Here is a 24,509-nt window from a genome sequence, read left to right on the forward strand (position 1 = left end):
GTGATCGCCGCAGCAGTGAACTTGTGTCCCACAACCCGCCCGCGACGAGGGGACGCGATGCACGCGATGACGACGTACGACCGACAGACCACCCCGTTGCGGTGGCAGATGCAGTTCAGCCCGGTACGCAAGTGCGTGCCTCTGGCCCGCGCCCTCGTCTCCAAGACGCTCGCCAGCTGGGGATACGGCCAGGAGTGCATTGACCGGGTGGTCCTCGTCTGCGGAGAGCTCTCTGCCAATGCCGTCGAACACGGCGGCAGACGAGGACACCTCTTCGAAGTTCGACTGACGGTTGACGGCCCACGCTGCCTGGTCGAAGTCTCCGATGCCGGCCGCACCCCTCCCCGCCCCATCCAGGCCGGGGAGGACGACGAAGGCGGCCGGGGCCTGCTTCTCGTCGCAGCGCTCTCTGAAGAAACCGGCCACCACGACCGCCACCCGATCGGCAAGACCGTCTGGGCCCGCCTGGTCCTCAGCAGCCCGAGCGAGGAGTCCGCATGCACGAGCTGATCGCTGCCCCGTACCTCGACCACCACCTCCTCGTACGGCCGGGCAACCCGAAGGCAGCACGCGTTCCCGCCTCCCGGTACGACGAACTGCACTCCGCATCGGGTACCTCAGCAGTGCCCGCGTGGCTGGCCGACGTGGCCCGTCAGGCTTGGAAGATCGATCTCAGCGACCGACGCCTCGATGAAACTGTGCTGGTTCGTTCCCGCTCTCCATATGCATACGGGCGCGCCTCGTACGAGCTGAACCTCGGCTGCAACTACGACTGCGAACACTGCTACCTCGGCCTGAAGCAATTCGCCGGCCTGGAGTGGCCTGAGCGTGAGCGCCTGCTGCACGCCATCAGGGACTCGGGGGTGCTTTGGCTCCAGCTCACAGGCGGTGAGCCGATGATCGACAAGCTGTTCCCCGAGACGTACCGGCTGGCGTACGAGCTGGGCATGATGGTCGAGATCCTCACCAATGGCTCGCGTCTCGCCGCACCGAAGAACCTCGCCCTGCTGACTCGCTTGAGGCCGAACCGGATCACACTCAGCCTGTACGGGGCCACCGCAGAGTCCTACGACGGGCTGACCCGGCGCCGGGGCGCGTACCGCATGTTCGTCAAAGGACTGGATGCAGCCCACGAAGCTGGGCTACCCCTCGATCTGGCCTTGATCATCACGCGGCACAACGCCCACGAGGCCGACCAGATGCGCGCCTTCGCCGGCCGCTACGACCTGCCGTACCGCGAATACACCCACATGTCGCCGACCATCTACGGCGGCGCGGAAACCCTCGCCACCCAGGCCCCGGACCACCTCGCAGATCGCGAACCCTTCAACGGCTGCAACGCCGGCCACACCTTCTTCCACGTCGACCCGCACGGCATGGCGACCATCTGCAAGGTCGGCCGTGACGAGGCGATCCCCCTCATGACCACGGGAGTCGAGGGCCTGAGCCGCCTCGGCGGCATCGCCGACTCCCTGATGCTTCGCACCGGTGGCTGCACCGGCTGCCAGCTCTCCGGCACCTGCCGGGTCTGCCGGCCGCTGGCCAAGGTCTACCAGGAGGCGAAGGCACCACTGGACAGGTACTGCCAACACGCGACTACAAGGAGCTGAACCATGACCGCCGTAGCAGTCGAGATCGCCCCCATCCGCCCGCCGTCCGAGCCTGATGCGGAGATCGTCCTCATCGACGACGTGGACGCCTTCGCTGCGGCCACCACGCCCGGCTGCGGGGACGACAACCCGTACAACTGACCATCCCTTCAGGGGCTTTCGGCGGCACCTCGCGCCGGAGGCCCCTGTTGGCGCGTAGATCTGGGAACCTGACGGCCATGCCCGCACCCTCCATCACCTTCGCCGGTCTCCCCTCTGGCGCTCGTACCGCCATCGAAGCCGAGATTGGCTCGATTCTCAGGGTCGAAGACGTCAGCACCGGTCTCAACAGCTCCCTCTCCGCGCTCGCACACACCGCCGACGGAGCCGTCTTCCTCAAGGGCCTGCGCGCCGACCACCGCTGGGTCTGGACGCAGCAACGCGAGGCAGACATCAACCCGTACGTGACCCCGCTCGCCCCGCGCCTGCTCTTCCACGTCATCGCCGGCGGCTGGGATCTCCTCGGCTTTGAGGCCATCGACGGCCACCATGCCGACTACTCCCCAGGCTCCCCCGACTTGCCCAAAGTGACCGGGGCTCTCAGAGAGCTCTCCTCTCTCCCTTGCCCTGACATCGAACTCCGGCGCGCCGAACAACGCCTGGCTGGCTACGTCGCCGATCCCGCCGACGCGAAAGCTTTCGCAGGAAACGCGTTGCTTCACACTGACTGGAACAACCACAACGTTCTCATCACCCACGACCGCGCCCACCTCGTCGACTGGGGCTGGGCCACCCGCGGAGCCGCCTGGTTGGATCCCGCCCACTGGGTCATCTGGCTCATCGCGGCTGGCCACACGCCTTCTGCCGCAGAGGAGACGGTCGCGTTTCTTCCCTCCTGGGCATTGGCACCATCCCGAGCAGTGGACGCCTTCGCTGACGCCAGCGCGAACCTCTGGGAGGAGATCGCGGGCTCCGCTCCAGACGACTGGACAATGAACTTGCTCAACGCCGCACGGCTCTGGCAACAGCATCGAAGCAATCGCTCCTGACGGACGCAGCCTGCGGATGGATCAACCGTGGCGCAGCCTCCCGCACGTTGATCTCGTGCTCCTGAGCACAGACAGGTCGGCGAACCTTCCGAACTGATCTCTTCTGCGGAAGTGCTACGGCGGCCCCTCGGAGCCCTCGCTCGACAATCAGTCCTATTTATGAAGGGACCCTCATGCCCCAGCAGACCGGCGACCAGCCGAAGGCCCTCAAGCCGGCGCTCGAATCGATGACCCTGCTGGTCGCTGCGGTCATCGTCCACGACAGGGCCACCAACCGCGTCGTCCTACTCAAACGCAGCGAGAACGCCAAGTTCGCCCAAGGTATGTGGGACCTGCCGGTCGGCAAGAGCGAACCCGGCGAGCCCATCACCGGGACTGCGAGACCAAGAAGGCCTGATCGCCCGCACAGGGTTCGACGGCCCCGGTCCGCGCGTTTCGCGTGCGGGCCGGGGCCGTTCCTCGTCCGGCCACCGGCCCCGGTCCGCGCCGCCATCGGCTTCGCAGCCATCCCTGGTCGCGCATCCGGCGATGCGCTAACCTCAAAGCGAGACGATACGTCTCGTCCATTTGACCGACACTTCAGAGCCGCGAGGTCCACCATGGAACGCTTCGTCGACGTCGCCCCCGGCGTGCGCCTCTGGGCGCAGGAGCACGGTGCTCCCGACGCCCCCGCCCTGCTGCTCGTCATGGGTGCGCAGGCGTCCGGGCTCGGCTGGCCCGACGAGTTGGTCGAGCTGCTGGCCGTACGGCACCGGGTGATCCGGTACGACCATCGGGACACCGGACGTTCAAGCTGGGCCTTCGACGAGCGGCCCTATCCGCTCACCGCACTGGCCGAGGACGCCGTGGCCGTGCTGGACGCGTTCGGCGTGGAGCGCGCGCACGTCCTGGGGATGTCGCTGGGCGGCATGCTCGCCCAGTTGCTGATCGCCGACCACCCCGAGCGGCTGCTGAGCGCCACGGTGTTCGGGACGAGAGCGCTCAGCTCCGTCCCCTGCACCGCGCCGGACGGGGCCCGCATCCCGTCCGAGCAACTTCCCGGGGTCGCGCCCGCCCTGCTGGAGATGTGGTCCCGGCCGGTCGAGGACCGGGGTCCCGAGGCCGAGTTGGAGCGGCGCGTGGAGCACTGGCGGGCGCTCGGCGGCGGAGTGATCCCCTTCGATGCCGATCGCGCCCGTGAGCTGGAGCGCCGAATCATCGCGCACACCGGGCACCACCACGCCGGCACCGCGCACGCCCGCGCCGACCACTCCGGCATGGACCGCACCGAACAGCTCGCCCGGACCAGCGTGCCCACCCTGGTCGTCTCGGCCCTCGCCGAACCCGTCTTCCCGCCCCCGCACGCCGAGCACCTCACCCAGGCGATCCGCGGCGCCCGGCTCGTCGAGATCCCCGGCATGGGCCACGCCCTGCCCCGCGAGGTCCACGCCCCGCTCGCCGCCGCGATCCTGGACCACACGGGCCACGGCTGAAGCCCCCGGGGGCGCGTCCTCCACGTCGTACCGGCCGGAGCTGACGCCGTGCCACGTCGGCCGCGTCATACCTGAGAGCCACGTCGGAGGTGCCCCCTCCAGCGGGACGCCGACTACCGCCCCCCGTCCATAGCTTCTGTACCGGGAGCACCCCATGCCCCCGGTACGGAAGGACCCCGCCCCATGCCCGACCGCCCGCGCAGACCCCGTCTGCGCCGCACCCTGCTCGCCGCCCTGGTCACCTTCGCGGTGGCCGTGCCGGTGTCCGGAGCGGCTAGGCCCGCCGCCGTGCCCGCCCCCGCGCCGACCGCCCTCGGGCCGCTGCGGGACGCGAGTGCGGCGGCGTTGGAGGAGCGGTACGGGGTGAGCCGGGCCGATATCCGGGCGGCCGGGCGGGCGGCAAAGGCGCACGGGGACCTGAAGCGGGCGGCCTCGCTGCGGGCGATGGCCGCGCCGGGGCGGCAGTTCCTGTCCTTCGACGGGCGCGACGGCGGCCGGAGCATGGAGGTCGTGGGCGCGCTGTCCTCGGCTCGGCGGATCGCGGTGCTGGTGCCCGGTGCCGGCGTCGGCCTGGACGCGTACTGGCGGCTGCGGCGTGACGCCCGGGCGCTGCACCGGGAGCTGGGCGAGGGCGCGGCCGTCGTCGCCTGGCTGGGGTACCGCTCACCCGCCACCGTCAGCCCGGCCGCCTTCACCACCGGGCGGGCCGACCGGGCCGCGCCGGCGCTGCGGGCCCTGGTGGACGGGCTGCACGCGGTGCGGCCCGCCGCCCGGATCAGCCTGCTCTGCCACTCCTACGGTTCGGTGATCTGCGCCCGCGCCGCCTCCGGGATCCCGGCAGACGCCCTCGTCCTCTACGGCAGCCCCGGGGTCGGGTTCGAGGATGCCCGCTCGCTGCGCACCGGGGCCCGGGTGTGGGCGGGCCGGAGCGGCGGGGACTGGATCGCCCGGGTGCCCCATGCACGGATGCGGGTGCCGTTCGTCGCGACCGTCGGGTTCGGGACGGACCCGGTGGCGGAACGGTTCGGGGCCGAGGTGTTCGACGCGGGCGACGGCGGGCACAGCGACTATCTGCGGCCCGGGTCGCGGTCGTTGACGAATCTCGCCCGGATCGCGGCAGGGGCCGAACCGCTGGGGGCCTCCGGATGAGCGGACTCGTCGGGCGGATCGAGGCAGCCACCCCGCCCGGCCGCGACCGGGCCGTCGACGCCCTGCGGGCCCTGGCCATCCTGGGCGTGGTGGGCGGCCACTGGCTGGTGACCGCGCTGGTCGCCGACAGCGGCACGGTGCGCGGGGCGAGCCCACTGACCACCATGCCCCAGCTGTCCGCCGTCTCCTGGGTCTTCCAGACGCTCGCGGTGTTCTTCCTGGTGGGCGGGCAGGTGGCGGCGGGAAGTTGGGCCTCCGCGCGGAAGCGTGGCGTGCCGTACGGGCAGTGGGTGGGCGGCCGGCTGGCGCGGCTGTTCCGGCCGGTGGCGGCGGTGCTCGTGGTGTGGGCGCTCGCGGCGGCGGTGATGCTGGTGGCCGGGGTGGGCGAACCGACGGTGCGGGCGCTGGCCAAGCTGGTCTGGTCGCCGCTGTGGTTCCTGCTCGTCTTCGCCGCGTTGACCGCGCTGACGCCGCTGGTGGCCCGGCTGCACCCGCTGTGGCCGCTCGTGGTGGTGCTGCACGTCGACCTCGTACGGCTGGGTCTCGGCGGTCCGCGTGAGCTGGGGTGGATCAACGTGGTCGCGGGGTGGCTGGTGCCGTACTGCCTGGGGGCGCTGGTGGCCCGGGGCGGTCTGCGCGGCCGGGCGGGCCGCTGGGGGCTGCTGTTCGGCGGGGCCTCGGCAGCGACCGGACTCGTGCTGTGGGCCGGGTATCCGGCCTCCATGGTGGGCGTTCCGGGCGGCCGGATGTCGAATCTGGACCCGCCGAGCCTCGCCGCCGCCGCGTTCGGGCTGGCCCAGTGCGGGGCGGCGCTGCTGCTGCTCGGGCCGCTGCGGCGGGTGCTGCGCAGGCCTGCCGTGTGGGCGGTGGTGGCGGTGGTGAACCTGTCGGCGATGACCGTGTTCCTCTGGCACCAGACCGCGATGATCATCGTCACGGCGAGCGCGCTGCTGATCGCGGACGGCCCGCTGCCAGGGCTCCACACCGTGCCCGACGACGCCGGCTGGGTGGTGGCCCGGCTGCTCTGGCTGCCGGTGTTCGCCCTGGCCCTGCTGGGGTGCTGGGCGGCGTTCCGGGGCTATGAGCAGGGCGGTCGGCGCGGCGGCGGGGGCTCCCTCGTCGTACGGGAGTCCGCCCCCGAGCGGAGGGGACGGGCGCGTCGTGCCTAGTCTGTGGGCTGGTCGAACCGAGGGGGCGGTGGGGGCCGTGACGTCATCGAGGGCGGTGCGCCTGCGGGCGGCGGTGTGCCGGGCGCCGCGTGCGCTGTACGAGGAGTTGTGGGCCGCGCCCGCCGACCGGGTGCCGCGCATGGGCGAGCCGGACGCGCCGGTGTGGCGGCCGTCGTTGCTGGTGCTGCTGATCATCGCGGCCGCCTGCTTCGCGGTGCCCCGTACCAATGAACTGGTCACGGAGGCGAGCAACGGAGTCAGCGGGTGGGCCGTGCTGGCCGCCCTGGCGCAGTCCGTGGTGCTGGTCGCCGGGATGATCCGCCCGGTCGGGGCGTGGTGGGCGGCGACCGCACTGTCGGTGACCACGGTCCTGGTCACCGAGCCGGTCATGAGCCCGGACCGGCTGTTCCCCTGGAGCGTCATGGGGATGGTGTTCCAGGGCGGGGCGCTGTTCCTGCTGGCACTGCGCGTCCCGCTGCGCCGTGCGACGGGAGCGCTGGCCCTCACGCTGCTGGCGGGCATGGCCCTCACCTTGCACCAGACCCAGCGGCACAACCTCGACCTGGACCGCTCCGCACCCGTGTTCGTCGTCGCCCTGGTCCTCGGCGCGGCGTTGCGCAGCCTGCGCCTCGCCCGTAAGGACCTCGTCGTCCAGGCCGAGTTGACCGCCGAGGAGCGGGCCCGGCGCACCCTGCTGGAGGAGCGCAACCGGATCGCCCGGGAGCTGCACGACGTGGTCGCCCATCACATGTCGGTGATCTCCATCCAGGCCCAGGTCGCCCCGCATCTGGTGGAGCACCCCACGGAGGAGCTGCGGGAGAATCTGACCGGCATCCGCGAGAACGCCCTGGCGGCGCTGGCCGAGCTGCGCCGGGTGCTCGGCGTCCTGCGCTCGGAGGACGCGCCCGCGCAGAGTACGCGGCATGCCCCGCAGCCCGGTCTCGACCGGCTCGGCGAGCTGGTGGCCACCGTGCGTTCCGCCGGTCTCGCCGTCTCCGTCTCCACCACCGGCGCACCTCGCCCGCTGTCGCCGGGCGTCGAACTGTCCGCGTACCGCATCGTGCAGGAGGCCCTGAGCAACGTGATGCGCCACGCGCCGGGGGCGAGCGCCGAGGTGGTGATCGGACACCGGTTCACCGGGCTGACCGTCCGGGTCGTCAACTCCCCGCCGGAGCACCCGGCCGCCCCCTCCGCCGGTGTCCGGCACGGCCTGCTGGGCATGCGCGAGCGCGCCGCGATGCTCGGCGGCGAGCTGGCCACCGGACCGACCCCCGACGGCGGCTGGGAAGTCACCGCGATCCTGCCCGCCGGCACCGGGACGAACGAGCCGGACAAGACGACCGAGGAAGTCCCATGACCCCGCCCATCCGTGCCGTGATCGCCGACGACCAGATGATGGTCCGCCAGGGCTTCACGGTCCTGCTGAACGCCGAGCCGGACATCGAGGTCGTCGGACAGGCCGTGAACGGTCTGGACGCCGTCGCCAAGGTCGACGAACTCGCCCCGGACGTCGTGCTGATGGACATCCGGATGCCCGAGCTGGGCGGTATCGAGGCTACCCGCCGGATCACCGCGCGCGAGGGCTCCGCGGTGAAGGTGCTCGTGCTGACCACCTTCGATCTCGACGAGTACGTCTACGAGGCACTGCGCGCGGGCGCCTCCGGCTTTCTGCTCAAGGACGCCTCCGCCGATGAACTCGCTCATGCCGTACGGGTGGTGGCGGCGGGCGACGCGCTGCTCTCCCCCAACATCACCAAGCGGCTGATCGTGGAGTTCTCCCGGACGGCCGGGGCCCCTCGCCCCCCGCTCAAGGCGCGGATCGGTGATCTGACCGAGCGCGAGACGGAGGTGCTGTCGCTGATCGCGGGCGGCCTGTCGAACGCGGAGATCGCCGGTCGGCTGGTCCTCGCGGAGCAGACGGTGAAGACCCATGTGGGCCGCATCCTGGTCAAGTTGGGCGTCCGCGACCGGACCCAGGCGGCGGTGTTCGCGTACGAGTCGGGGCTGGTGCGCCCGGCGGGCCTCTGACCACCCGGGCCGGGCGCGGGGCCCGTTTCGTAGGATCGGCTCCGTGACAACGGGGAACGGGGCAGGAACAGAGAGCGGCGGAGCGGTGGCGCCCACCGGGATCGAGCGCGCGCTGTCCGCCGCGGTCGCGGGCGGCAGCGCCGACGCGGTGGTGGAGGTGCTCGCGCGGACCCGGCTGTACGTACTCGTCGCCCGGCTGCACGCGGACATCCCGGGCTGGACGGCCCCGCTGCCCACGATCCGCGACGAGGCCACCCGGCGGACCTGCGTCCCGGTCCTGACCCCGGGGGTGCTGCCGCCCTGGCACCCGGAGTGGGTGTTCCGCGCGGTGAGCCTCGGCGAGCTGGCCCGGACCTGGCCGTACGACGTGCGCCGGCTCGCGGTGAACCACGGCACCCCGTACGCGGTGACGTTCGACGCCCGGCCCAAGCACCTGAAGGCCTGGCTGAAGGCGGACGAACACTCCGGGGGGCCCGAGCGCGGGGTGCTGCTCACCGACAGCGGCGGCCCGCTGCACGGCCCGCTCGCCCACGGGCTGGCGCTCGGCGCCCATCTGGCCGTCACCAACGGCCTGATCTGGAACCGGCTCGGTGCCGTCTACGAGGACTACGCGACCGACCGGGCCCGGCTGCGCAGTCCGTGGGGCGTCCCGCACCGCGCCGAGTACCGCGACCGCCTCGCGTCGCTGATGAAGAACCAGCTGGTCGGCCGGGTCCAGGAGGCCGTCCTGCGCACCCGGCACACGCTGGCCGCCCGGCTGGGGCGTACCCCGTCCCGCGAGGAGTGGTCCGAGGCGGTGGCCCGTGCCTTCGCCGCGCGCGACGCGGACGACCGGGCGCTGGCGGAACGGTCGCTGCACCACATCGCCCGGTACGAGGACCGGTTCCGGGCCGACGGCGCGCTGGCCCCGGACGGCCGCGTGGACACCCTGGCCGCCTTCGACCTCGGCCGGGCGGTCAACGTCGTACGGCTCGCGCTCGGCGCCCGGTACGGCGATCCGCACGAGGCAGAGCAGGACGTGCTGCGCCTCGGCGAGCTGGCCCGGGGCGCCTATTCATCGTGGGCGGACTTCTCCCTCGGCTACCTCATGACCCGCATCGTCCACCGGGCCGAGGACGACGGCCCGGAGGCGGCGGATCCCACGTACCGGCAGTCGCTCGCCGAGCACCGCGCCCTGCTCCAGGACCCCACCAGCCCCTACCGGAACATCGCATGGTCATGAACCCGATCCACCCGGACCAGCCGCACCACTACCCGGCTCCTCCGGCAACCCCGGCCCACCAGGCTCCCCCGGCTCCCTGGGTTCCGCCGTCCGAGACCGAGCAGCTCCTGCACGAGGCGGCGCTGCGCGGCGACGGGCGGGCCCAACTGGCCGCCCTGGCCGGGGCCGAGCTGTACATCCCGGCCCCGCGCGCCGAGGTGGACGCGAGGCCGGACACCATCACCTGGCGCGCCCACCACGACCCGTCGGGCTTCGTCTGCCGGCCGGTGCTCACCCGGGGCATGCTGCCCGCGTGGCATCCGGACTGGGTCTTCCACGGGGTCTCCCTGCGCTGGGCCGCCGGGTTCGGGTGGTCCGACCCCCGCATGTTCCTCGGGGTGAACGTGGGCACGCCCGGCCAGCTGCTGCTGCCGACGGCCCCGACCGACCTCGCGCTGTGGCAGCGCGCCTACGCGGAGAACGACCGTCTCCGGGAGAACCGGCTGCTCGCGCTGCGCCACGGCGCGCTGCACGGGCCGTTGGCGTACGGGCTGGCCTGCGGCGCGCATCTGGCGATCGGGAACGCGGTGCCGTGGAACGAGGTCGGGACGGTCTACCGCGAGTACACCACCGAGCGCGAGCTGCTGCGCGATTCCTGGGGCATCACCGACCACGCGGAGTGGCGCAAGCAGCTGGACGCGCTGCTGGAGGCCGGTAACAGCCCGCCGGAGCCGGACTTCGTGCTGCGTACCCGAGACCAGCTGGCCTCCGCGCTGGGCGAGTTGCCCACGGCCGACCTGTGGCGCGAGACCGCGGCGGGCCACGCCCAGGATCTGGGGGCGGACTCCGGCACGGTGAAGGGCATCGAGGAGCTGGTGCGCCGGATCATGCGCTACGAGGCCCGGTTCCGCGCGGACGGGCTGCTGCCGCCGGACGGCCGGGTGCACACGACGGTCGCCTACGACTACGGGCGGGCCGTGAACCTGGCGCGCTGGGGGCTGGCGGCACGCTACTGCGCCCCCGCCGACGCGGAGCAGGCGATCGTCTACGCGGGGGCGCTGAGCAAGTCGGCACACCGGTCCTGGGAGGAGTTCTCGGCGGGCTACTCGCTGGGGCGGGTGCTGCGGTTCGACGAGGAGGAGTACGGGCCGTTCTACGAGAAGAACGTCGTCGCCCACCGTCTGCTGGCGGAGAGCGAGGGAAGCCCGTGGCGGCACATCCCGTGGCGGTGAGGCGGGGGCTCCCGGTCAGCCGCCGGCCAGCAGGTGACGGTAGCTGTCCGGGTTCTCCACCAGGAACTCCGCGAAGCTCTTGGCAGGATGGCCGGTGAGCGTGGGCACCGCGTCGGAGACGGCGGCCAGTTCGCCGGCCGCGATGGCCTCGTACGAGGTGACCCAGCCGGCCACCTCCCAGTCCTCGGCCCCGTAGCCGGCCCGCGAGGCGTAGGCCTCCTCGCGGGTCTCGGGGACGTAGACGACGGGGCGTCCGGTGACGCGGCTCAGCTCCTCGGCCGCTTCGGCGAGGGTGAACGCCTCCGGTCCTGTGAGGTCGTAGACCCGGCCGTCGTGGTCCGTGCCCTCGTCCAGCAGCACGGCCGCCGCCGCGTCGGCGATGTCCTCGTGGGCGACGGCCGCCACCCGCCCGTCGCCGCCGGGCCCGCGCAGCACGCCGTCGGTCCCGGTCATCGCGGGCAGCCCGGCCAGATACCAGTTGTCGCGCAGGAAGGTGTGGCGCACCTCGGCCGTACGGATGTGGGCCTCGGTGTCCCAGTGGTCGCGGGCGAAGGTGAACGTGGCGTCGGGCGCGGCCCCTTGGAAGGACACGTACACGATCCGCTCCACGCCCACCGCCACGGCGGCGTCGATCGCGGTGGTGTGCTCGCGCACCCGGTAGGGGCTTTCGTGGGCGGAGACCAGGAACAGGGTTTGGGCCCCGTCGAGGGCCCGCCGCATGGCCTCCCCGTCGCCGTAGGGGGCGGCGGGCGCACGGTCGGCGCCGGGCACGTCGGGCAGGCGGGCGGGGTCACGGCCGAGGAGCCGTACGGGTACGCCGGTCCGGGCGAGCCGCCGGGCGACCCGGCCGCCGACCGCTCCGCTCGCTCCGGTCACCGCGGTGAGGGGGCCGATCACTGGGGTTCGTCTTCCTCTCGTCGTTCTCCGTCGCCGTGCCAGGGCCGCACCTCCACGACCGCGTCCACCGGGAGCGGTCCGTACAGATGCGGGAACTCCTCGCCGCCGGGCTTCATCGCCTCGTACCGGACGGGGTCGGCGAGGCGGCCGGGGTCGACGACCAGGACCACGAGGTCCCGGTCGTCGTCCCCGTACAGCATCCGGGCCACACCGGGAAGCTGCCGGGGCAGCGAGAGGTGGATGAAGCCCTCCTCCTGGAGGGTGCGGCCGCGGGTGGACATCTCGTACGTCCCCGACCCGCGGGCCGCCTCCCACAGAGGTGCTTCGGCGAGGTGCAGCAGCGGTCCGGTCGGCTGTTCGGTCATCGGGCCACGCTAACCGTCGCTGCTCCGCGCCTGCTAGAAGGTGCGGCGACGCGCCCTGCGCGTGGCCACGAGGACCGTACCGCCGGCGGCCACCAGCGCTGCCGCGATGGACCCGAGGATCCATTCGCCGCCCCGGGAGCCGGTGTCGGGCAGCTCACCCGGGTGGCTCGGCGAGTGCGTGGGGTGCGGCGTGTGGCCGGTGGGGGTGGGGGTCGGGTCCGTGGGGTCGGTGGGGGTCGGGGTGGGGTCCGTCGGATCGGTGGGGGTGGGCGTGGGGTCGGTGGGGGTGGGCGTGGGGTCGGTGGGGGTCGGCGTCGGATCCGTGGGCGTCGGGGTGGGGTCGGTGGGGGTCGGCGTCGGGTCCGTCGGGGTCGGCGTGGGATCCGTCGGGGTCGGCGTGGGATCCGTCGGCGTGGGGGTCGGGTCCGTCGGAGTCGGCGTCGGATCCGTCGGCGTGGGGGTCGGGTCCGTCGGAGTCGGCGTCGGATCCGTCGGGGTCGGCGTGGGATCCGTCGGGGTCGGAGTGGGATCCGTCGGCGTGGGGGTCGGGTCCGTCGGGGTCGGTGTCGGGTCGGGCGTGCAGGTGGGCAGGTCGCCGTTGAAGGGGTAGGCGTGGATCTCCTGGCCGCCGGACGTGCCCGACGAGGTGTGGGTGAGCGAACCCGCCGTGTAGAAGCGGCCGTTGGTGCCGCTCATGCTGAGCACGGTGTTGCTCGTCGGCCGGCCGACCAGGATGCTGCCCTCGAACTGGGCCGGACCGGTCAGCGACAGATCGGTGGCGTCCGGGAAATTCCACAGCAGGTTCTCGCGGAGGCCCTCGTTCGGGAACGAGCCCATGAACGTGGCGACGCTCCGGGTGCTGCCGTAGACGTTGACCAGGACGGTCGCGCCCTCGGGGATGCCGTTGAACACGAAGCCCGCGTTGCCGCCCGACTCCGACTCCAGGTCCGCGTCCACGTCGAAGATCTGGATCGCGGACGAGCCGTCACCGGTGAACGTCATGGTGTCGCCGACCAGCTGCCAGGTGCCGGTGGCCTGCCGGTGCTCGTCGCCGTCGTACGCGTAGCAGTGGCTGGCCTCGGTGAGCTGCGGGCGCAGCGCGGTGTACGGCGCCACCGCATCCGCGTCGAAGCGCGGAGCGGTGGTGGGGTTCACCGTGCCCGTGAGGCCCTGCGCGTGTGCGACGCGGCCGGAGTGCGTGCCCTCCTCGGCGAGGAGGCGCTCGCCGTCGGCGATGCTGATGTCCCCGCCGGCCGTCAGATAGTCGGAACCGTCCGGCGGCGGCACCCGTGAACCGACGCCCGCGATACCGACGTTGTAGATCTGCGAGACCCCGTCCCGCTTGTCCATGTCGAACCGGCCGAGGGTGACGACCTTGCCCTCCGCCTCGGCCGCCGCCTCCCGGACCAGGAAGTCCCCGCCGACGAAGACGTTGATGTTGCTGTCGAAGTATTCGACCGGATCATTGCTGGGGTCGTTCCAGCTGGGCGGGCAGGAGCTGCCGAGGCAGGGTCCCAGTCCGCCCGGCAGCGGATCGGCACCCGCGGCCGGGGCCAGCACGCCCACCATCGCCGCGGCCGTGGCCACTGTCACTGCTGCCCGGATTGCGTTGCCGCGCCTGCGCGCCTTCTGTTCCATGCCGCGCAATATGCATGGTCATCACTTAGTCATTTTGTATGACACGCCGTTTTTGCCCCCTCGTGTAGGCCTATAGGAGGGTTCTTCGCCGCGACACGCACACGGAAGCGGTGTGTCAGAGGGCCAGCAGCTTCGCCTCCAGACGAGGGTCGAGGCCGACGGCCGGGCGGTCGGGGCGCCGGGGCGCGATCCCGCCCAGCGTGCGCAGCCAGGCCCAGGTGTCCGCGACGGTCTCCCCGACCGGGCGGCAGCGCAGCCCCGCGGCGTACGCCTTGGTGTGGTCGCCCCGGTGGAGCGTGTCGTACAGCTCGCCCGGCGGCAGCCAGACCGGCAGGTCGCTCCAGGGCTCGACCCCGGCGGCCAGCAGGACCTCCGGATCGGTCCAGCGCAGCTCGGCGCCGGAACCGGTGGCGCGCACGCAGGCCGTCAGCAGCTCGCCCATGGTGGCGTGGCCGGGGCGGCTGACCGTGTTGTACGCGCCGTGCAGACCGTTCGCCGCCGCGCCCAGGAGCCACTCGGCCAGGTCCCGGGCGTCGATGTACTGGAGCTCCGTACCGGGCGGGCCGGGGGCGATCACCGGTCCGCCCCGGGCGATCCGCGACAGCCACCAGGGCAGCCGGCCGATGTTCTCCCCGGGCCCGATGATCAGCCCGGCCCGGGCCAGCAGCGCCCGGTCCCCGAAGGCGTCGAGGGCGGCCAGCTCACCGCCGCGCTTGGCCCGGTCGTACGGCACGTCCCCGCCGTCGTCGGGCGAGGCGCCGGCCACCAGCGGGCCGTCCTCGTCGAGTCCGGCGGCGGCCGGGTAGGCGTACACCGAGCGGCTGGAGACGTAACTGAAGTGCCCGGCGCGGCCGCACAGCAGCCGGGCGGCGTCCCGGACGGCGGACGGCGCACCGCTCCAGGTGTCGACGACCAGGTCCCAGTCCGGCCCGCCCGCCGTGAGCGCCACGAGTCCGGCAGGGCCCGCGGTCCGGTCCCCGGTCAGCGCTCTCACACCGGGCGGCGGCGCGTGACGGCCGCGGTGGAACACCGTGACGTCCCAGCCCCTCTCCAGCGCCGCATCGGTGACGGCCCGCCCGACGAACTCCGTACCACCCAGCATCAGAAGCCTCATGGGACGACCCTGCCCACCGGACGGGGGCGGGGGAACACGACCACGCTGTCAGCAGAACGGGGAACTTCCCGGTCGGGGATGCAGAGCGGTCGGAGGTCAGGGCGTGCAGGCCAGCGGGGAGCGGTGGCGCAGCAGCCACTCGTGGTAGCCGCTCGCCCGGCGCGCCGCGTCCCGGTAGGCGCCCTCCAACTGCGCGTACACCACCTCGATGTCCGTGCCGGGCCGCGAGACCAGGAGCAGCCTCACCGCGAGCGGGTCGCCCAGCAGCGGGCGGATCACCATGTCGTCACGCGGGCCCGACGTCGGCTGGCAGGGGGCGACGGCCTCACCGAGCACGACGAGCGAGGCGGCGGTGAGGTAATCGCCGTGCAGGACCGGCGGGTTCAGTCCGGCGGCCCCGAGCACCCGGCGCACCCCGTCCCACTCGCCGTCCACCGTCGGGTCGACCATCCACGGGTCGCCCGCCAGATCGCCGAGCTCCACCACCCGGCGGCGGGCGGCCGGATGGTCCCGCGAGAGCGAGATGAACTGCGGTTCCCGGTCCACGAGTACGCGCTGCTCCAGGCCCTCCGGCACGGCGAGCGGGCAGCCCTCCACCTCGTGCACGAAGGCGACGTCCAGGCGGCCCGCCTCGACCGAGCGCAGCAGTGCGTGGGCGGAGACGTCGACCCGCAGGGAGATGTCGGCGCCGGGCAGTGCGACCCGCAGCCGGCGCAGCCAGCCGCCGATGACCCTGCTCGCGGTGGAGCCGATACGCAGCCGGGAGCCGCGGGGCCGGGCGGCCTCGGCCTCCGCCAGCGCCTCGGCGACCAGTTCGCTCATGCCGTCGACGAGGGGGCGGGCCCGGCCGAGAACGGCCCGCCCCAGAGAGGTCGGCCGGCAGCCGGTGCGTTCGCGGCGGAAGAGTTCGGCGCCGAGCACGTTCTCGATCCGCCGGAGCTGGGTGGTCAGGGAGGGCTGGCTCACGCCGAGGCGACGGGCCGCCTGATGCAGGCTGCCCGCGTCGGCGATGGCGACCAGCGCCCTGAGGTGCCTCACCTCCAGCTCCATGCAGCGGAGACTATGACCGCCGACCACCACGCACCAGACGTCGCAACCCCACCAAACAGCGGCAATTCAGGGAGTGTTGGGACCGGAGGCCTGTGACGATGCCGTGCAGATGACGTGAGCATGGCATGTTGGTGAGCGGCTGACGTGCACAAAGAGCGGGGCGGGGCGGCGATAGGGCGGCGTTATCGCCGTTCGGCATCATCCCCGGCGACTGTGCGCTGCACCACACTCTTCCCCGTACCGCCCCACGCCTTGTCCGCTCAGCGGACACCCCCACGGCGCGGGTTCGATCGGACAGGTAGGAGAAATCCCCCATGAGACACCTCAGGACCGCCGTCGCCACCGCCGCCGCCGGGCTCGGCCTCGTCGCCGCGCTGGGCACCGCACCCGTCGCCGTCGCCGCTCCGGCCCCTGCCTCCCCCTCCGCATCCACCACCGTCGCCGCGTACAACGGATCGGGCGAGAACGCCGAGGCGAACCGCGCCTTCCTCGACGCGGTCATGAAGTCCGTCGCCGAGAAGCGCGCCGCCGACCCGGGCATCAAGGCCGTCACGGTGACCTACAACGCGTCGAGCGCACCGTCCTTCCGCAGCCAGATAGCCAACAGCACGCGGATCTGGAACAGCTCGGTCTCCAACGTCCGGCTCCAGGAAGGCTCCAACGCGGACTTCACCTACCACGAGGGCAACGACCCGCGCGGCTCCTATGCGAGCACCGACGGGCACGGCCGCGGCTACATCTTCCTGGACTACGCCCAGAACCAGCAGTACGACTCGACCCGCGTCACCACGCACGAGACCGGCCATGTGCTCGGCCTGCCGGACCACTACTCCGGCCCGTGCAGCGAGTTGATGTCCGGTGGCGGACCCGGCCCGTCCTGCACCAACGCCCAGCCGGACGCCAACGAGCGGGCCCGGGTGAACCAGCTCTGGCAGAACGGCCTGGCCGCGCTCGCCCGCTCCGCCTCCTGACACCGGGACGCACGCACCAGCGACAACGGCTGTACCAGCGGCTGTGGCCGGCCGGTCCCGCGTCCCGGGACCGGCCGGCACCCCCCACACGACAGAGGACCGTTCCGCTCACGGAACGGTCCTCTGCGCGGTACGCCCCGCCGAACCCCGTCAGGCGTCGAGTTCGCTGCGGACGAGGGCCAGCAGCTCGTCCTCGGTCATGCCCAGGTCCCGGGCGTCCGCGACCGCTTCGCGGACCCGCTCCAGCAGCCGGGCCCGCTGCGGCGACGCACCCGCGGTGATCGCCGCGCCCCGGCCGCGCCGCAGCTCGATGAGCCCTTCCTCGCGCAGCCGTTGGTAGCCGCGCAGCACGGTGTGGACGTTCACGCCGAGGGACTCGGCGAGCACCCGGGCGGCGGGCAGCCGCTCGCCCGGGGTCACCGCCCCCTCGGCGACAGCACGCCGGACCGAGGCGGCGATCTGGTCCCCGAGCGGAACGGTGGAGTTCGGGTCGACCCGGAAGAGCATGGTCAGCGTCCCGCCCGCTGCCGGTCGAGCAGCGTGTTGAGCAGCGCCGCACCGGTGGCCGAGTCGTCGACGGTGACGGCGAACTCACGGCCGCCCGTCAGGCTGACCACGATGGCCTCACCCGAGCGGGTGATGACCCCGCTGCGCTCGGGGCGGATGCGGTAGCCCCATCCGCCGTACTCCGCGAGGGCGTTGACGCGGCGGCTCTCCGCTCCCGCCATCCGCTCCAGCGACACCCGCACCCGGGGCCGGGGCAGCAGGCCGGAGACGGTCAGGCCACGCCGGTCCACGGTGACGTGGGGACGGCAGAAGGTGGCCATCACCAGGGCGAGGAGGATCAGCGGCGCCCCGACGAACCAGTTCAGCTCGCGGCCGACGGTGACACCGGCCGCCAGCAACAGCAGCACAGCGGTCGGCGCCCACCACGCGCCGATCCCGCGCGCCCAGCCGGCCACCTCGCCGTCGGCGAGCGTCAGCCGCTCGCGGACCGCCGGTTCCCCGTCGCGCGGGTCCTCGGGTGCGGGGGTGAGCCGGGCCAGCAGCAGACCGAGGGCTCCGGCTGCGACGGCCGCGCCGAGGGCCACGGCGATGTGCCACAGCGGGAAGCCGTCGGCCGGGCCGCCTTCGGGGGCGTCCACGTTGACGTACAGGACGGCGATCTGCAGATAGCCGAGGAACGCGGCAACGGCGAAGCCTCCGCCGGCGTACCAGCGGTGGAAGCGGCCGTAGAGCCTGCCGGCGACCGCGATGAGGGCCCACACGGCTCCGAGCACAAGCAGCGACAAGACCGTGTAGAGGAGATACGCGGTGGAGCCGAGGTACCCGTCGGCAGTACCGCCGGCGTCGAAGTGGACGGCCAGCCGGTCGGGCAGACGGTCCGCGATGGCGGCGTAGAGGGTGAGATCGACGAGGAGAGCGAGGACAAAGGGCAGGGCGGCGAACGTTGCGCGGCCAAGGTTCTTGCTTGTCATGGAAAACCTCCGTTGTTCGCATGCTAGTAGAACAATGAGGTGGTGGCAACGGGGAACGCCGTCCGCCCCGAACCGGGATGCGGTACGGGGCGGAGGCAGGTGAGCGGTGGGGCGGCGGGCGGAAGCGGCCGGTCAGGGGCCGGCCGGATGCCGGTCGGGGCCGGTCGGATCAGGCGTGTTCCAGGGGGAAGGCTCCCCGGTGGCCGGTGCCCGCGCCGTCGGCCGGGCGCATCTCGAACTCGCGGCAGCTCCAGATCTCCTGGACGAACCCGGACCGCCGGTCCCACAGCCCCAGGACATCGCCCTCGCCCGCCGAGCCCCGGTAGGCGTCCTTGACCCCGCGGAAGCAGGCGAGGCCTCCGGAGAGGCCGCGGCCCGGGGCCGGGAAGTAGTCGGAGAAGGCACAGGCGATACAGGTCTGGATCCGGATGCCGTCCGGAAGGATCCGCTGGACGGCCGCCAGGGCCACGGCGAAGTCGCGTTCGGCGCGGGCCGATTCGTACACCGCGCCGTCCAGATGGAGGGCGAGGTGAAGGTCCGGGTCGGTCCGGCGCAGGGAGAGCAGACAGCTGAGCGTGGCATGGCGGAGTGTGCCCGCGACGAGGACGGGCAACGGCAGGTCCCACTCCAGTACGCAGTCGGTGAGCGCGCCGTCCGCGAGGACGAACGCCCCGCTCTGCGGCGGTGTGCCGGCGACCGGCCCCAGGCGGTCGAAGCTCTCGCCCTCGAAGTCGACGCCCCGGATCCGGATCCGGAGCTGCTGTCCGTCCGTGGTGAGAACGACGGCATCGGAACCCTTGGCGTCCCGGTACCAGCCGGACCACGACTCATCTGTCATGAGCAGGGACTGTAGCCCCTGCCCGGGGCGGCTTCCGTACCACCCTCCACCTTGGCTCAACCAGCCTGGGGTTCACGCCACATGGGGTACATCGGCGGGCCGTCCGGCAACTCGACGGCGCGGCCGAGGAAGCGGAATCCGAGCCGCTCGTACAGCGTCCGGCTCCGGGCGCTGCTGGCCTCCAGATAGGCCGGCAGCGCGTCCCGGTCGCAGCGCTCCAGCTCCGCCCCGATCAGCTCCGCGCCGATGCCCTCCCCCTGGCGGTCGGGGGTGACGCCGATCATCAGCAGGTAGGCGTGCGCACGGTCGTGCGGGTGAATCGCTCCGGTGAGCCTGCCCACCAGTTCGCAGCGCTCGTTGTCGGGGTCGGCCGTCTGCCGCATCAGGGCGGGCGTGGGGTCCTCCTCCTCGGGGGCGCCGGCGGACACCGGCAGCCACAGGGCCACCGCGGCTCCGTCCTCGGCGATGTCGATACGGCCCTCGGCGAGGGCCACGTCGACGAAGACGCCGAGGAACCTTCCGTGCACCGCGCGCCGGTGCTCCTCGTCGGGGAACACCCAGCTGCTGACCGGGTCATGGTGGAACGCTTCTTCCATGACCGAGACGACCAGCTCCCGGTCCCGCTGCTCCGCCTGCTGAATCCGTATGCCCATGACCGGCCGCCGCCTCTCCGCTGCTTTCCTGTCAACCAACCTCCGGAATACTAGAGTTGAGAGGGCGGAGCCGGTCACGCGAGGTGGCTCAGCTGGTCCTGCGGGTGACGAACTCGGCCAGCGCCAGCAGGTCGCCCGCCACGCTCGGGTCGGGAACCGCCCGGGAGAGGTGGTGGACCGCGCGCGCCATCCGGTCGGCCGCGCAGACCTGCGCCCAGTCCCGGCCGCCGGCCCGGTCCACCGCGTCGGCCGCCCGGCTCACTTCGGCAGCGGTGTTCATGGGGCCCCGGTAGAGCGCGGCGAGCTCCGCGGCGGCCGGGGTGCCCGAGGTGAGGGCGGCGACCACGGGCAGCGACTTCTTGTGGGCGGCCAGGTCGGCCCCGACGGGCTTGCCGGTGCGGTCCGGGTCGCCCCAGATGCCGATCAGGTCGTCGATGAGCTGGAAGGAGAGCCCTGCCTCCCGGCCGAACCCGTCCATCGCGCGGACCGCCCGGTCCTCCGCTCCGGCGTAGAGGGCTCCGAGCGCACAGGCGCAGCCGAGCAGGGCGCCGGTCTTGGCGGTCGCCATGGCGAGGCATTCGTCGAGCGTGACCTCGTCGGGGCCGCGCTCCTCGAAGGCGCAGTCCGCCTGCTGGCCCGCGCACAGCTCGATGACGCACGAGGAGAGGCGGGCGGCGGCGCGGGCGGCCGCCGGGTGGGTGTCCTCGGCGAGCAGGCGCTGAGCGAGGGCGAGCATGGCGTCGCCGGTGATGATGGCGTCCGGGACGCCGAAGACCGCCCAGGCGGTGGGCCGGTGCCTGCGGGTGGTGTCCTCGTCGATGACGTCGTCGTGCAGCAGGGTGAAGTTGTGGGCGAGCTCGACGGCGACGGCGGCCCGGACCGCGCGTTCCGGATCGCCGCCCAGTGCACGGGCGGCGGCCAGCACGAGGGCCGGCCTGATGGCCTTGCCCGCCTGGCCGGCGGCGGGGGTTCCGTCGGCGTTCTCCCAGCCGAAGTGGTACATCGCGATCCGGCGTATGCCACCGGGCAACGACTCCACGGCCGATCGCAGATGGGGGTCGACGACAGCGCGGGTGCGCTCCAGGAGCGCCGCGGCCTCGTGCCCTTCCGTCGCTGCGTCCGTACTGGTCATGGTCACGGTCACTCCCTGGGGCGAGGCGATGGGTGCGGGGACCGGGGGTCCGGGCGGCCGCTGCCGCCCGGACCCCCGGGGTGACTCGGGGTCAGCGCCAGCGGCTGACCTCGACGTTCTCCAGCACTCCGAGGGCGTCCGGTACCAGGATGGCGGCGGAGTAGTACGCCGTCACCAGGTAGGAGATGATCGCCTGCTCGTCGATGCCCATGAAACGGACCGAGAGGCTCGGCTCGATCTCGTCGGGGATGCCGGTCTGCTGGAGGCCGATGACGCCCTGCTCGGCCTCGCCGGTCCTCATGCAGATGATGGAGGTGGTGCGGGCGTCGGTGACCGGGATCTTGTTGGACGGGAAGATCGGCACCCCGCGCCAGGCGGGCACATGGTGGCCGCCGATGTCGACGCTCTCCGGGACGAGCCCGCGCCGGTTGCACTCGCGGCCGAAGGCGGCGATGGCCTTCGGGTGGGCGAGGAAGAGCTTCGACCCGCGGCGGCGCGAAAGCAGCTCGTCCATGTCGTCCGGACCGGGAACTCCGTCGTGCGGCTGGAGTCGCTGCCCGTAGTCGCAGTTGTTGAGCAGTCCGAACTCCCTGTTGTTGATGAGCTCGTGCTCCTGGCGCTCGCGCAGCGCCTCGACCGTGAGCCGCAACTGCTGCTCGGTCTGGTTCATCGGCTGGTTGTAGAGATCGGCGACCCGGCTGTGCACCTTCAGCACCGTCTGGGCGACGCTCAGTTCGTACTCGCGCGGCGCCGCGTCGTAGTCGACGAAGGTGTGCGGGACGACCGCCTCCCCCACATGGCCGGCCGAGAGGTCGATCTCCGCCTCGCCGTAGTGGTTGGTCCGCTGATGCGGGATGGAGAGCAGACCGGCGAGGTGGCCGCGCAGCGAATCGGCGCGCTCCGCCAGGTTGAACACATCGGCACGGCTCAGGGTGAGCAGCGTGCACGGGGTGACCGCGCGGGCGGTGTACTCCCAGACGGCGTCGCCGTCGACCAGGCTCTGGTCACCGAAGTACGCGCCGTCGGCGAGGACCCCGAGCTCCGTCTCGTCGCCGTAGAGTCCGGCTCCGATCTTCTCGACCTTGCCGTGCGCCAGCAGGAAGACCCGGTCCGCCGCGTCCCCCGAGGCGGCGAGCACCTCCCCCGCGGCCACGTCCCGCTGCTCGCACCTGCGGGCGAGCTCGGCGAGGACCTCCTCGTCCCCGAAATTACGCAGAGCGGGCAGTTCTCCCAGCTCGGCGGGGATCACGGCCACCCGGTCCCCGGTCTGGACGAACGTCACCCGGCCGTCACCGACCGAATAGCTGAGCCGACGGTTCACCCGGTACGTACCGCCCTGTACCTGCACCCACGGCAGCATCTTCAGCAGCCACCGCGAGGTGATCTCCTGCATCTGCGGCGCGGATTTGGTGGTCGTCGCGAGGTTCCGCGCAGCTGCCGTCCCCAGACTCTGCTGCGGCGGCGCCTGCGTGTCGCGAACCTCTTCACCAACGGACATCTGACGTCCTCTCGATCATGGGCTGACCTGCGTACAGAAGCCTTTCAGCAGGAGGAGCGGCCCGCCATTACACAAAAGAGTGCGACTAATCCGCCTTCGGGCGGGGCACGTTGATCCCCGTCGCCGGGCGGGCCGCTTAATTTGCATCCCACATGCCACTTACCTATCCTGACTCCATGCGGTTGACGAGATTCACCGACGTGGCACTCCGCGTCCTCATGCGGCTGGCGGTCGCCGAGGGCCAGGAGCCGCCGACCACCCGCGAGGTGGCGGCGACCATGCGGGTCCCGTACACGCACACCGCGAAGGTTGTCGCCCGCCTCCAGCACCTCGGCCTCCTCGACGCCCGGCGCGGCCGGGGCGGCGGGCTCACCCTGACCTCCGCCGGCCGCTCCGCGTCGATCGGCTCGCTGGTGCGGGAGCTGGAGGGGCCGGAGGAGGTCGTGGAGTGCGAGGGCGACACCCCTTGCCCGCTCCGCTCCGCCTGCCGGCTGCGCGGAGCCCTGCGGGGAGCCCAGGAAGCGTTCTACGCGGCACTGGACCCGATCACCGTCACCGACCTCGTCGCCTCCCCCACCGGCCCGCTGCTGCTGGGCATCGGCAGCGGCCCCCCGCCCGACTGAGCCCGGGCCTCCATCTCGGGCCCGAAGCCCGCCCCGCCCGGCCGCGCGAACGCACCAGCACGCCCGGGCTTCCACGCACCTCACGCACCGACCGAGCCACCCCGCACCCTCAAATACGCATCTAGAATACCAATAATGAGGAGCCCGCATGCTCTCCGACCGGTCCACCGCCACTGTCCGCGCCACCCTTCCCGCCGTCGGCGCGGCCATCGGGGACATCGCCGACCTCTTCTACGAGAAGCTCTTCGCCGCCCGTCCCGAGCTGCTGCGGGACCTGTTCAACCGGGGCAATCAGGCCTCCGGCGACCAGCGGCGGGCGCTCGCCGGCTCGATCGCCGCCTTCGCGACCCAGCTGGTGGAGCGGCCCGGCACCCGGCCCGACGTGATGCTGGACCGGATCGCCCACAAGCACGCCTCGCTCGGGGTGACCCCGGAGCAGTACGAGGTGGTGCACACCCACTTGTTCGCGGCCATCGCCGACGTCCTGGGCGACGCGGTCACCCCGGAGGTCGCCGCCGCCTGGGACGAGGTCTACTGGCTGATGGCGGGCTCGCTGATCGCTGTCGAGGAGCGGCTCTACGCGCAGCAGGGCGTCCTGGCGGGCGATGTGTGGCACACCTGGGAGGTCGCCGCCCGGGTCGAGGAGACCGAGGACGTCGCCACCTTCCTGCTGCGCCCAGCCCAGGACACGCCCCCGCCCGCCTTCAGGCCCGGCCAGTACGTCTCCGTACAGGTCGAACTCCCGGACGGGGCCCGCCAGATACGCCAGTACAGCCTCTCCTGCGCCCCCGGCTCCCGGCTCCGGTCGATCACCGTGAAACACGTACGCGGCCAGGCCACGCCCGACGGCGAGGTCTCCCGGCACCTGCACGAGCACACCCGCGCGGGCGACCTGCTGCGCGTCTCCGTCCCCTACGGGGACCTGGTGCTCGACCACCTGGACGCGCCCCTGCTGCTGGCCTCGGCGGGGATCGGCTGCACCCCGATGCTGTCGATGCTGGAACACCTCGCGCAGGAGGGCCACCAAGGGCCGGTCACCGTCGTGCACGGCGACCGCTCACCGGCCGACCACGCCCTGCGCAACGACCACGTCCGGCTGACGGAGAAGCTCCCGGAAGCCGAGGCGCACTTCTGGTACGAGACCCCGGAGGCCGGGCACCCCGTGAACCGCACCGGCCTCGTCGACCTGGACGGCATCACCGTACGGCCGGGCACGCACGCCTATCTCTGCGGCCCGCTCCCGTTCATGCGGGCCGTCCGCGCCCGGCTGCTGGAGGCGGGCGTCCGGCCGGCCGACGTCCATTACGAGGTGTTCGGCCCGGACCTCTGGCTGGCCACATCCTGAAACGTCGCCGCTGCGACG

25 protein-coding genes and 1 pseudogene are annotated in these 24,509 nt (G+C 72.5%); 15 read left to right on the top strand and 11 right to left on the bottom strand.

The genetic code is table 11. The annotated features are described in order from the left end of the window. Positions 1-57: 57 nt before the first annotated feature. The 12 genes and pseudogenes from AC0VY3_RS28100 to AC0VY3_RS28155 all read left to right on the top strand — a co-directional run bounded on the left by AC0VY3_RS28100 (position 58) and on the right by AC0VY3_RS28155 (position 10,889). Positions 58-510, top strand: coding sequence for an ATP-binding protein (locus tag AC0VY3_RS28100; protein WP_258047364.1), 453 nt, complete (start codon positions 58-60; stop codon positions 508-510). Beyond that, positions 498-1,610, top strand: coding sequence for a radical SAM protein (locus AC0VY3_RS28105; protein ID WP_103511861.1), 1,113 nt, complete (start codon positions 498-500; stop codon positions 1,608-1,610). Before AC0VY3_RS28100 ends, AC0VY3_RS28105 begins: the two co-directional genes overlap by 13 nt. 3 nt (positions 1,611-1,613) lie before the next feature. After that, entirely contained in the window at positions 1,614-1,751 is a 138-nt protein-coding gene (locus AC0VY3_RS28110) for a hypothetical protein (RefSeq protein WP_167398098.1), read from the top strand. A 77-nt stretch (positions 1,752-1,828) separates the two neighbouring features. Beyond that, positions 1,829-2,638 (top strand): aminoglycoside phosphotransferase, encoded by an 810-nt coding sequence (locus AC0VY3_RS28115; RefSeq protein ID WP_103511860.1) that lies wholly within the window; start codon positions 1,829-1,831, stop codon positions 2,636-2,638. A gap of 173 nt (positions 2,639-2,811) precedes the next feature. Next, positions 2,812-3,078, top strand: a pseudogene (locus AC0VY3_RS28120) (NUDIX domain-containing protein); the annotation flags it as partial. 159 nt (positions 3,079-3,237) lie between these two features. Then, the gene (locus AC0VY3_RS28125; RefSeq protein ID WP_475551744.1) at positions 3,238-4,110 is read left to right on the top strand and encodes an alpha/beta hydrolase; all 873 of its coding nucleotides are present in this window, start codon (positions 3,238-3,240) and stop codon (positions 4,108-4,110) included. Positions 4,111-4,293: 183 nt separating this feature from the next. Beyond that, positions 4,294-5,259 carry an alpha/beta hydrolase gene (locus AC0VY3_RS28130; protein WP_475550886.1) on the top strand — a complete coding sequence of 322 codons (966 nt, stop codon included), beginning with the start codon at positions 4,294-4,296 and terminating at the stop codon, positions 5,257-5,259. Further along, positions 5,256-6,428, top strand: coding sequence for an acyltransferase family protein (locus tag AC0VY3_RS28135; protein ID WP_103511857.1), 1,173 nt, complete (start codon positions 5,256-5,258; stop codon positions 6,426-6,428). Before AC0VY3_RS28130 ends, AC0VY3_RS28135 begins: the two co-directional genes overlap by 4 nt. A 28-nt stretch (positions 6,429-6,456) precedes the next feature. Next, the gene (locus AC0VY3_RS28140) at positions 6,457-7,785 is read left to right on the top strand and encodes a sensor histidine kinase (protein ID WP_103511856.1); all 1,329 of its coding nucleotides are present in this window, start codon (positions 6,457-6,459) and stop codon (positions 7,783-7,785) included. Further along, the gene (locus AC0VY3_RS28145; protein ID WP_103511855.1) at positions 7,782-8,456 is read left to right on the top strand and encodes a response regulator; all 675 of its coding nucleotides are present in this window, start codon (positions 7,782-7,784) and stop codon (positions 8,454-8,456) included. Before AC0VY3_RS28140 ends, AC0VY3_RS28145 begins: the two co-directional genes overlap by 4 nt. A gap of 43 nt (positions 8,457-8,499) precedes the next feature. Then, positions 8,500-9,678, top strand: coding sequence for a DUF1266 domain-containing protein (locus AC0VY3_RS28150; RefSeq protein ID WP_475550887.1), 1,179 nt, complete (start codon positions 8,500-8,502; stop codon positions 9,676-9,678). Next, positions 9,669-10,889: a DUF1266 domain-containing protein gene (locus AC0VY3_RS28155; protein ID WP_475550888.1), complete on the top strand. Its 1,221-nt coding sequence runs from the start codon at positions 9,669-9,671 to the stop codon at positions 10,887-10,889. The genes AC0VY3_RS28150 and AC0VY3_RS28155 overlap by 10 nt, the downstream gene beginning before the upstream one ends. Before the next feature lie 15 nt (positions 10,890-10,904). Here AC0VY3_RS28155 and AC0VY3_RS28160 read toward each other — a convergent pair whose 3' ends face one another. The 5 genes from AC0VY3_RS28160 to AC0VY3_RS28180 all read right to left on the bottom strand — a co-directional run bounded on the left by AC0VY3_RS28160 (position 10,905) and on the right by AC0VY3_RS28180 (position 15,953). Next, positions 10,905-11,786, bottom strand: a complete 882-nt coding sequence (locus AC0VY3_RS28160) for an SDR family oxidoreductase (RefSeq protein ID WP_475550889.1) — start codon at positions 11,784-11,786, stop codon at positions 10,905-10,907. Continuing rightward, positions 11,783-12,151 (bottom strand): DUF952 domain-containing protein, encoded by a 369-nt coding sequence (locus AC0VY3_RS28165; RefSeq protein ID WP_030079494.1) that lies wholly within the window; start codon positions 12,149-12,151, stop codon positions 11,783-11,785. Before AC0VY3_RS28165 ends, AC0VY3_RS28160 begins: the two co-directional genes overlap by 4 nt. Positions 12,152-12,184: 33 nt before the next feature. Further along, positions 12,185-13,789: a choice-of-anchor A family protein gene (locus tag AC0VY3_RS28170; RefSeq protein WP_475550890.1), complete on the bottom strand. Its 1,605-nt coding sequence runs from the start codon at positions 13,787-13,789 to the stop codon at positions 12,185-12,187. Positions 13,790-13,904: 115 nt separating this feature from the next. Continuing rightward, complete coding sequence (locus AC0VY3_RS28175) at positions 13,905-14,903, bottom strand: NAD-dependent epimerase/dehydratase family protein (protein WP_475550891.1); 999 nt, start codon at positions 14,901-14,903, stop codon at positions 13,905-13,907. 96 nt (positions 14,904-14,999) lie between these two features. Further along, a complete protein-coding gene (locus AC0VY3_RS28180) occupies positions 15,000-15,953 on the bottom strand; it encodes a LysR family transcriptional regulator (protein ID WP_103510517.1) in 954 nt (317 codons plus the stop codon). Positions 15,954-16,267: 314 nt separating this feature from the next. On the opposite strand from AC0VY3_RS28180, the gene snpA reads away from it, so the two are divergent. Then, complete coding sequence (gene snpA / locus AC0VY3_RS28185) at positions 16,268-16,924, top strand: snapalysin (protein ID WP_475550892.1); 657 nt, start codon at positions 16,268-16,270, stop codon at positions 16,922-16,924. 150 nt (positions 16,925-17,074) lie between these two features. Here the strand turns inward: snpA and AC0VY3_RS28190 are convergent, their stop codons facing one another. From AC0VY3_RS28190 to AC0VY3_RS28215, 6 genes are all read right to left on the bottom strand, one after another. After that, on the bottom strand, positions 17,075-17,431 hold the full coding sequence (locus AC0VY3_RS28190) for a GntR family transcriptional regulator (RefSeq protein WP_103510519.1): 357 nt from the start codon (positions 17,429-17,431) through the stop codon (positions 17,075-17,077). Between the two features lie 2 nt (positions 17,432-17,433). Then, positions 17,434-18,402: an SdpI family protein gene (locus tag AC0VY3_RS28195; protein ID WP_103510520.1), complete on the bottom strand. Its 969-nt coding sequence runs from the start codon at positions 18,400-18,402 to the stop codon at positions 17,434-17,436. A gap of 169 nt (positions 18,403-18,571) precedes the next feature. Beyond that, the gene (locus AC0VY3_RS28200) at positions 18,572-19,240 is read right to left on the bottom strand and encodes a DUF6304 family protein (RefSeq protein ID WP_103510521.1); all 669 of its coding nucleotides are present in this window, start codon (positions 19,238-19,240) and stop codon (positions 18,572-18,574) included. Between the two features lie 56 nt (positions 19,241-19,296). After that, positions 19,297-19,893 carry a GNAT family N-acetyltransferase gene (locus AC0VY3_RS28205; RefSeq protein ID WP_475550893.1) on the bottom strand — a complete coding sequence of 199 codons (597 nt, stop codon included), beginning with the start codon at positions 19,891-19,893 and terminating at the stop codon, positions 19,297-19,299. An 88-nt stretch (positions 19,894-19,981) separates the two neighbouring features. Continuing rightward, complete coding sequence (locus AC0VY3_RS28210; RefSeq protein WP_103510523.1) at positions 19,982-21,025, bottom strand: family 2 encapsulin nanocompartment cargo protein polyprenyl transferase; 1,044 nt, start codon at positions 21,023-21,025, stop codon at positions 19,982-19,984. A 91-nt stretch (positions 21,026-21,116) separates the two neighbouring features. Then, positions 21,117-22,523 (bottom strand): family 2B encapsulin nanocompartment shell protein, encoded by a 1,407-nt coding sequence (locus tag AC0VY3_RS28215; RefSeq protein ID WP_103510524.1) that lies wholly within the window; start codon positions 22,521-22,523, stop codon positions 21,117-21,119. A 176-nt stretch (positions 22,524-22,699) separates the two neighbouring features. Here AC0VY3_RS28215 and AC0VY3_RS28220 point away from each other — a divergent pair, with 176 nt between their 5' ends. Continuing rightward, a complete protein-coding gene (locus AC0VY3_RS28220) occupies positions 22,700-23,146 on the top strand; it encodes an RrF2 family transcriptional regulator (RefSeq protein ID WP_475550894.1) in 447 nt (148 codons plus the stop codon). A gap of 148 nt (positions 23,147-23,294) precedes the next feature. Then, entirely contained in the window at positions 23,295-24,491 is a 1,197-nt protein-coding gene (locus AC0VY3_RS28225; RefSeq protein WP_103510526.1) for a globin domain-containing protein, read from the top strand. Positions 24,492-24,509: the final 18 nt, after the last annotated feature.

The sequence above is a fragment of the Streptomyces sp. iso_384 genome (assembly GCF_056172905.1).

Coding starts and splice junctions, on each gene's coding strand:
- AC0VY3_RS28180 (WP_103510517.1), bottom strand. CDS start 15,953: ATGGAGCTGGAGGTGAGGCACCTCAGGGCGCTGGTCGCCATCGCCGAC.
- snpA (WP_475550892.1), top strand. CDS start 16,268: ATGAGACACCTCAGGACCGCCGTCGCCACCGCCGCCGCCGGGCTCGGC.
- AC0VY3_RS28220 (WP_475550894.1), top strand. CDS start 22,700: ATGCGGTTGACGAGATTCACCGACGTGGCACTCCGCGTCCTCATGCGG.
- AC0VY3_RS28170 (WP_475550890.1), bottom strand. CDS start 13,789: ATGGAACAGAAGGCGCGCAGGCGCGGCAACGCAATCCGGGCAGCAGTG.
- AC0VY3_RS28100 (WP_258047364.1), top strand. CDS start 58: ATGCACGCGATGACGACGTACGACCGACAGACCACCCCGTTGCGGTGG.
- AC0VY3_RS28215 (WP_103510524.1), bottom strand. CDS start 22,523: ATGTCCGTTGGTGAAGAGGTTCGCGACACGCAGGCGCCGCCGCAGCAG.
- AC0VY3_RS28195 (WP_103510520.1), bottom strand. CDS start 18,402: ATGACAAGCAAGAACCTTGGCCGCGCAACGTTCGCCGCCCTGCCCTTT.
- AC0VY3_RS28110 (WP_167398098.1), top strand. CDS start 1,614: ATGACCGCCGTAGCAGTCGAGATCGCCCCCATCCGCCCGCCGTCCGAG.
- AC0VY3_RS28115 (WP_103511860.1), top strand. CDS start 1,829: ATGCCCGCACCCTCCATCACCTTCGCCGGTCTCCCCTCTGGCGCTCGT.
- AC0VY3_RS28155 (WP_475550888.1), top strand. CDS start 9,669: ATGGTCATGAACCCGATCCACCCGGACCAGCCGCACCACTACCCGGCT.
- AC0VY3_RS28125 (WP_475551744.1), top strand. CDS start 3,238: ATGGAACGCTTCGTCGACGTCGCCCCCGGCGTGCGCCTCTGGGCGCAG.
- AC0VY3_RS28200 (WP_103510521.1), bottom strand. CDS start 19,240: ATGACAGATGAGTCGTGGTCCGGCTGGTACCGGGACGCCAAGGGTTCC.
- AC0VY3_RS28205 (WP_475550893.1), bottom strand. CDS start 19,893: ATGGGCATACGGATTCAGCAGGCGGAGCAGCGGGACCGGGAGCTGGTC.
- AC0VY3_RS28105 (WP_103511861.1), top strand. CDS start 498: ATGCACGAGCTGATCGCTGCCCCGTACCTCGACCACCACCTCCTCGTA.
- AC0VY3_RS28175 (WP_475550891.1), bottom strand. CDS start 14,903: ATGAGGCTTCTGATGCTGGGTGGTACGGAGTTCGTCGGGCGGGCCGTC.
- AC0VY3_RS28225 (WP_103510526.1), top strand. CDS start 23,295: ATGCTCTCCGACCGGTCCACCGCCACTGTCCGCGCCACCCTTCCCGCC.
- AC0VY3_RS28165 (WP_030079494.1), bottom strand. CDS start 12,151: ATGACCGAACAGCCGACCGGACCGCTGCTGCACCTCGCCGAAGCACCT.
- AC0VY3_RS28130 (WP_475550886.1), top strand. CDS start 4,294: ATGCCCGACCGCCCGCGCAGACCCCGTCTGCGCCGCACCCTGCTCGCC.
- AC0VY3_RS28135 (WP_103511857.1), top strand. CDS start 5,256: ATGAGCGGACTCGTCGGGCGGATCGAGGCAGCCACCCCGCCCGGCCGC.
- AC0VY3_RS28210 (WP_103510523.1), bottom strand. CDS start 21,025: ATGACCAGTACGGACGCAGCGACGGAAGGGCACGAGGCCGCGGCGCTC.
- AC0VY3_RS28190 (WP_103510519.1), bottom strand. CDS start 17,431: ATGCTCTTCCGGGTCGACCCGAACTCCACCGTTCCGCTCGGGGACCAG.
- AC0VY3_RS28145 (WP_103511855.1), top strand. CDS start 7,782: ATGACCCCGCCCATCCGTGCCGTGATCGCCGACGACCAGATGATGGTC.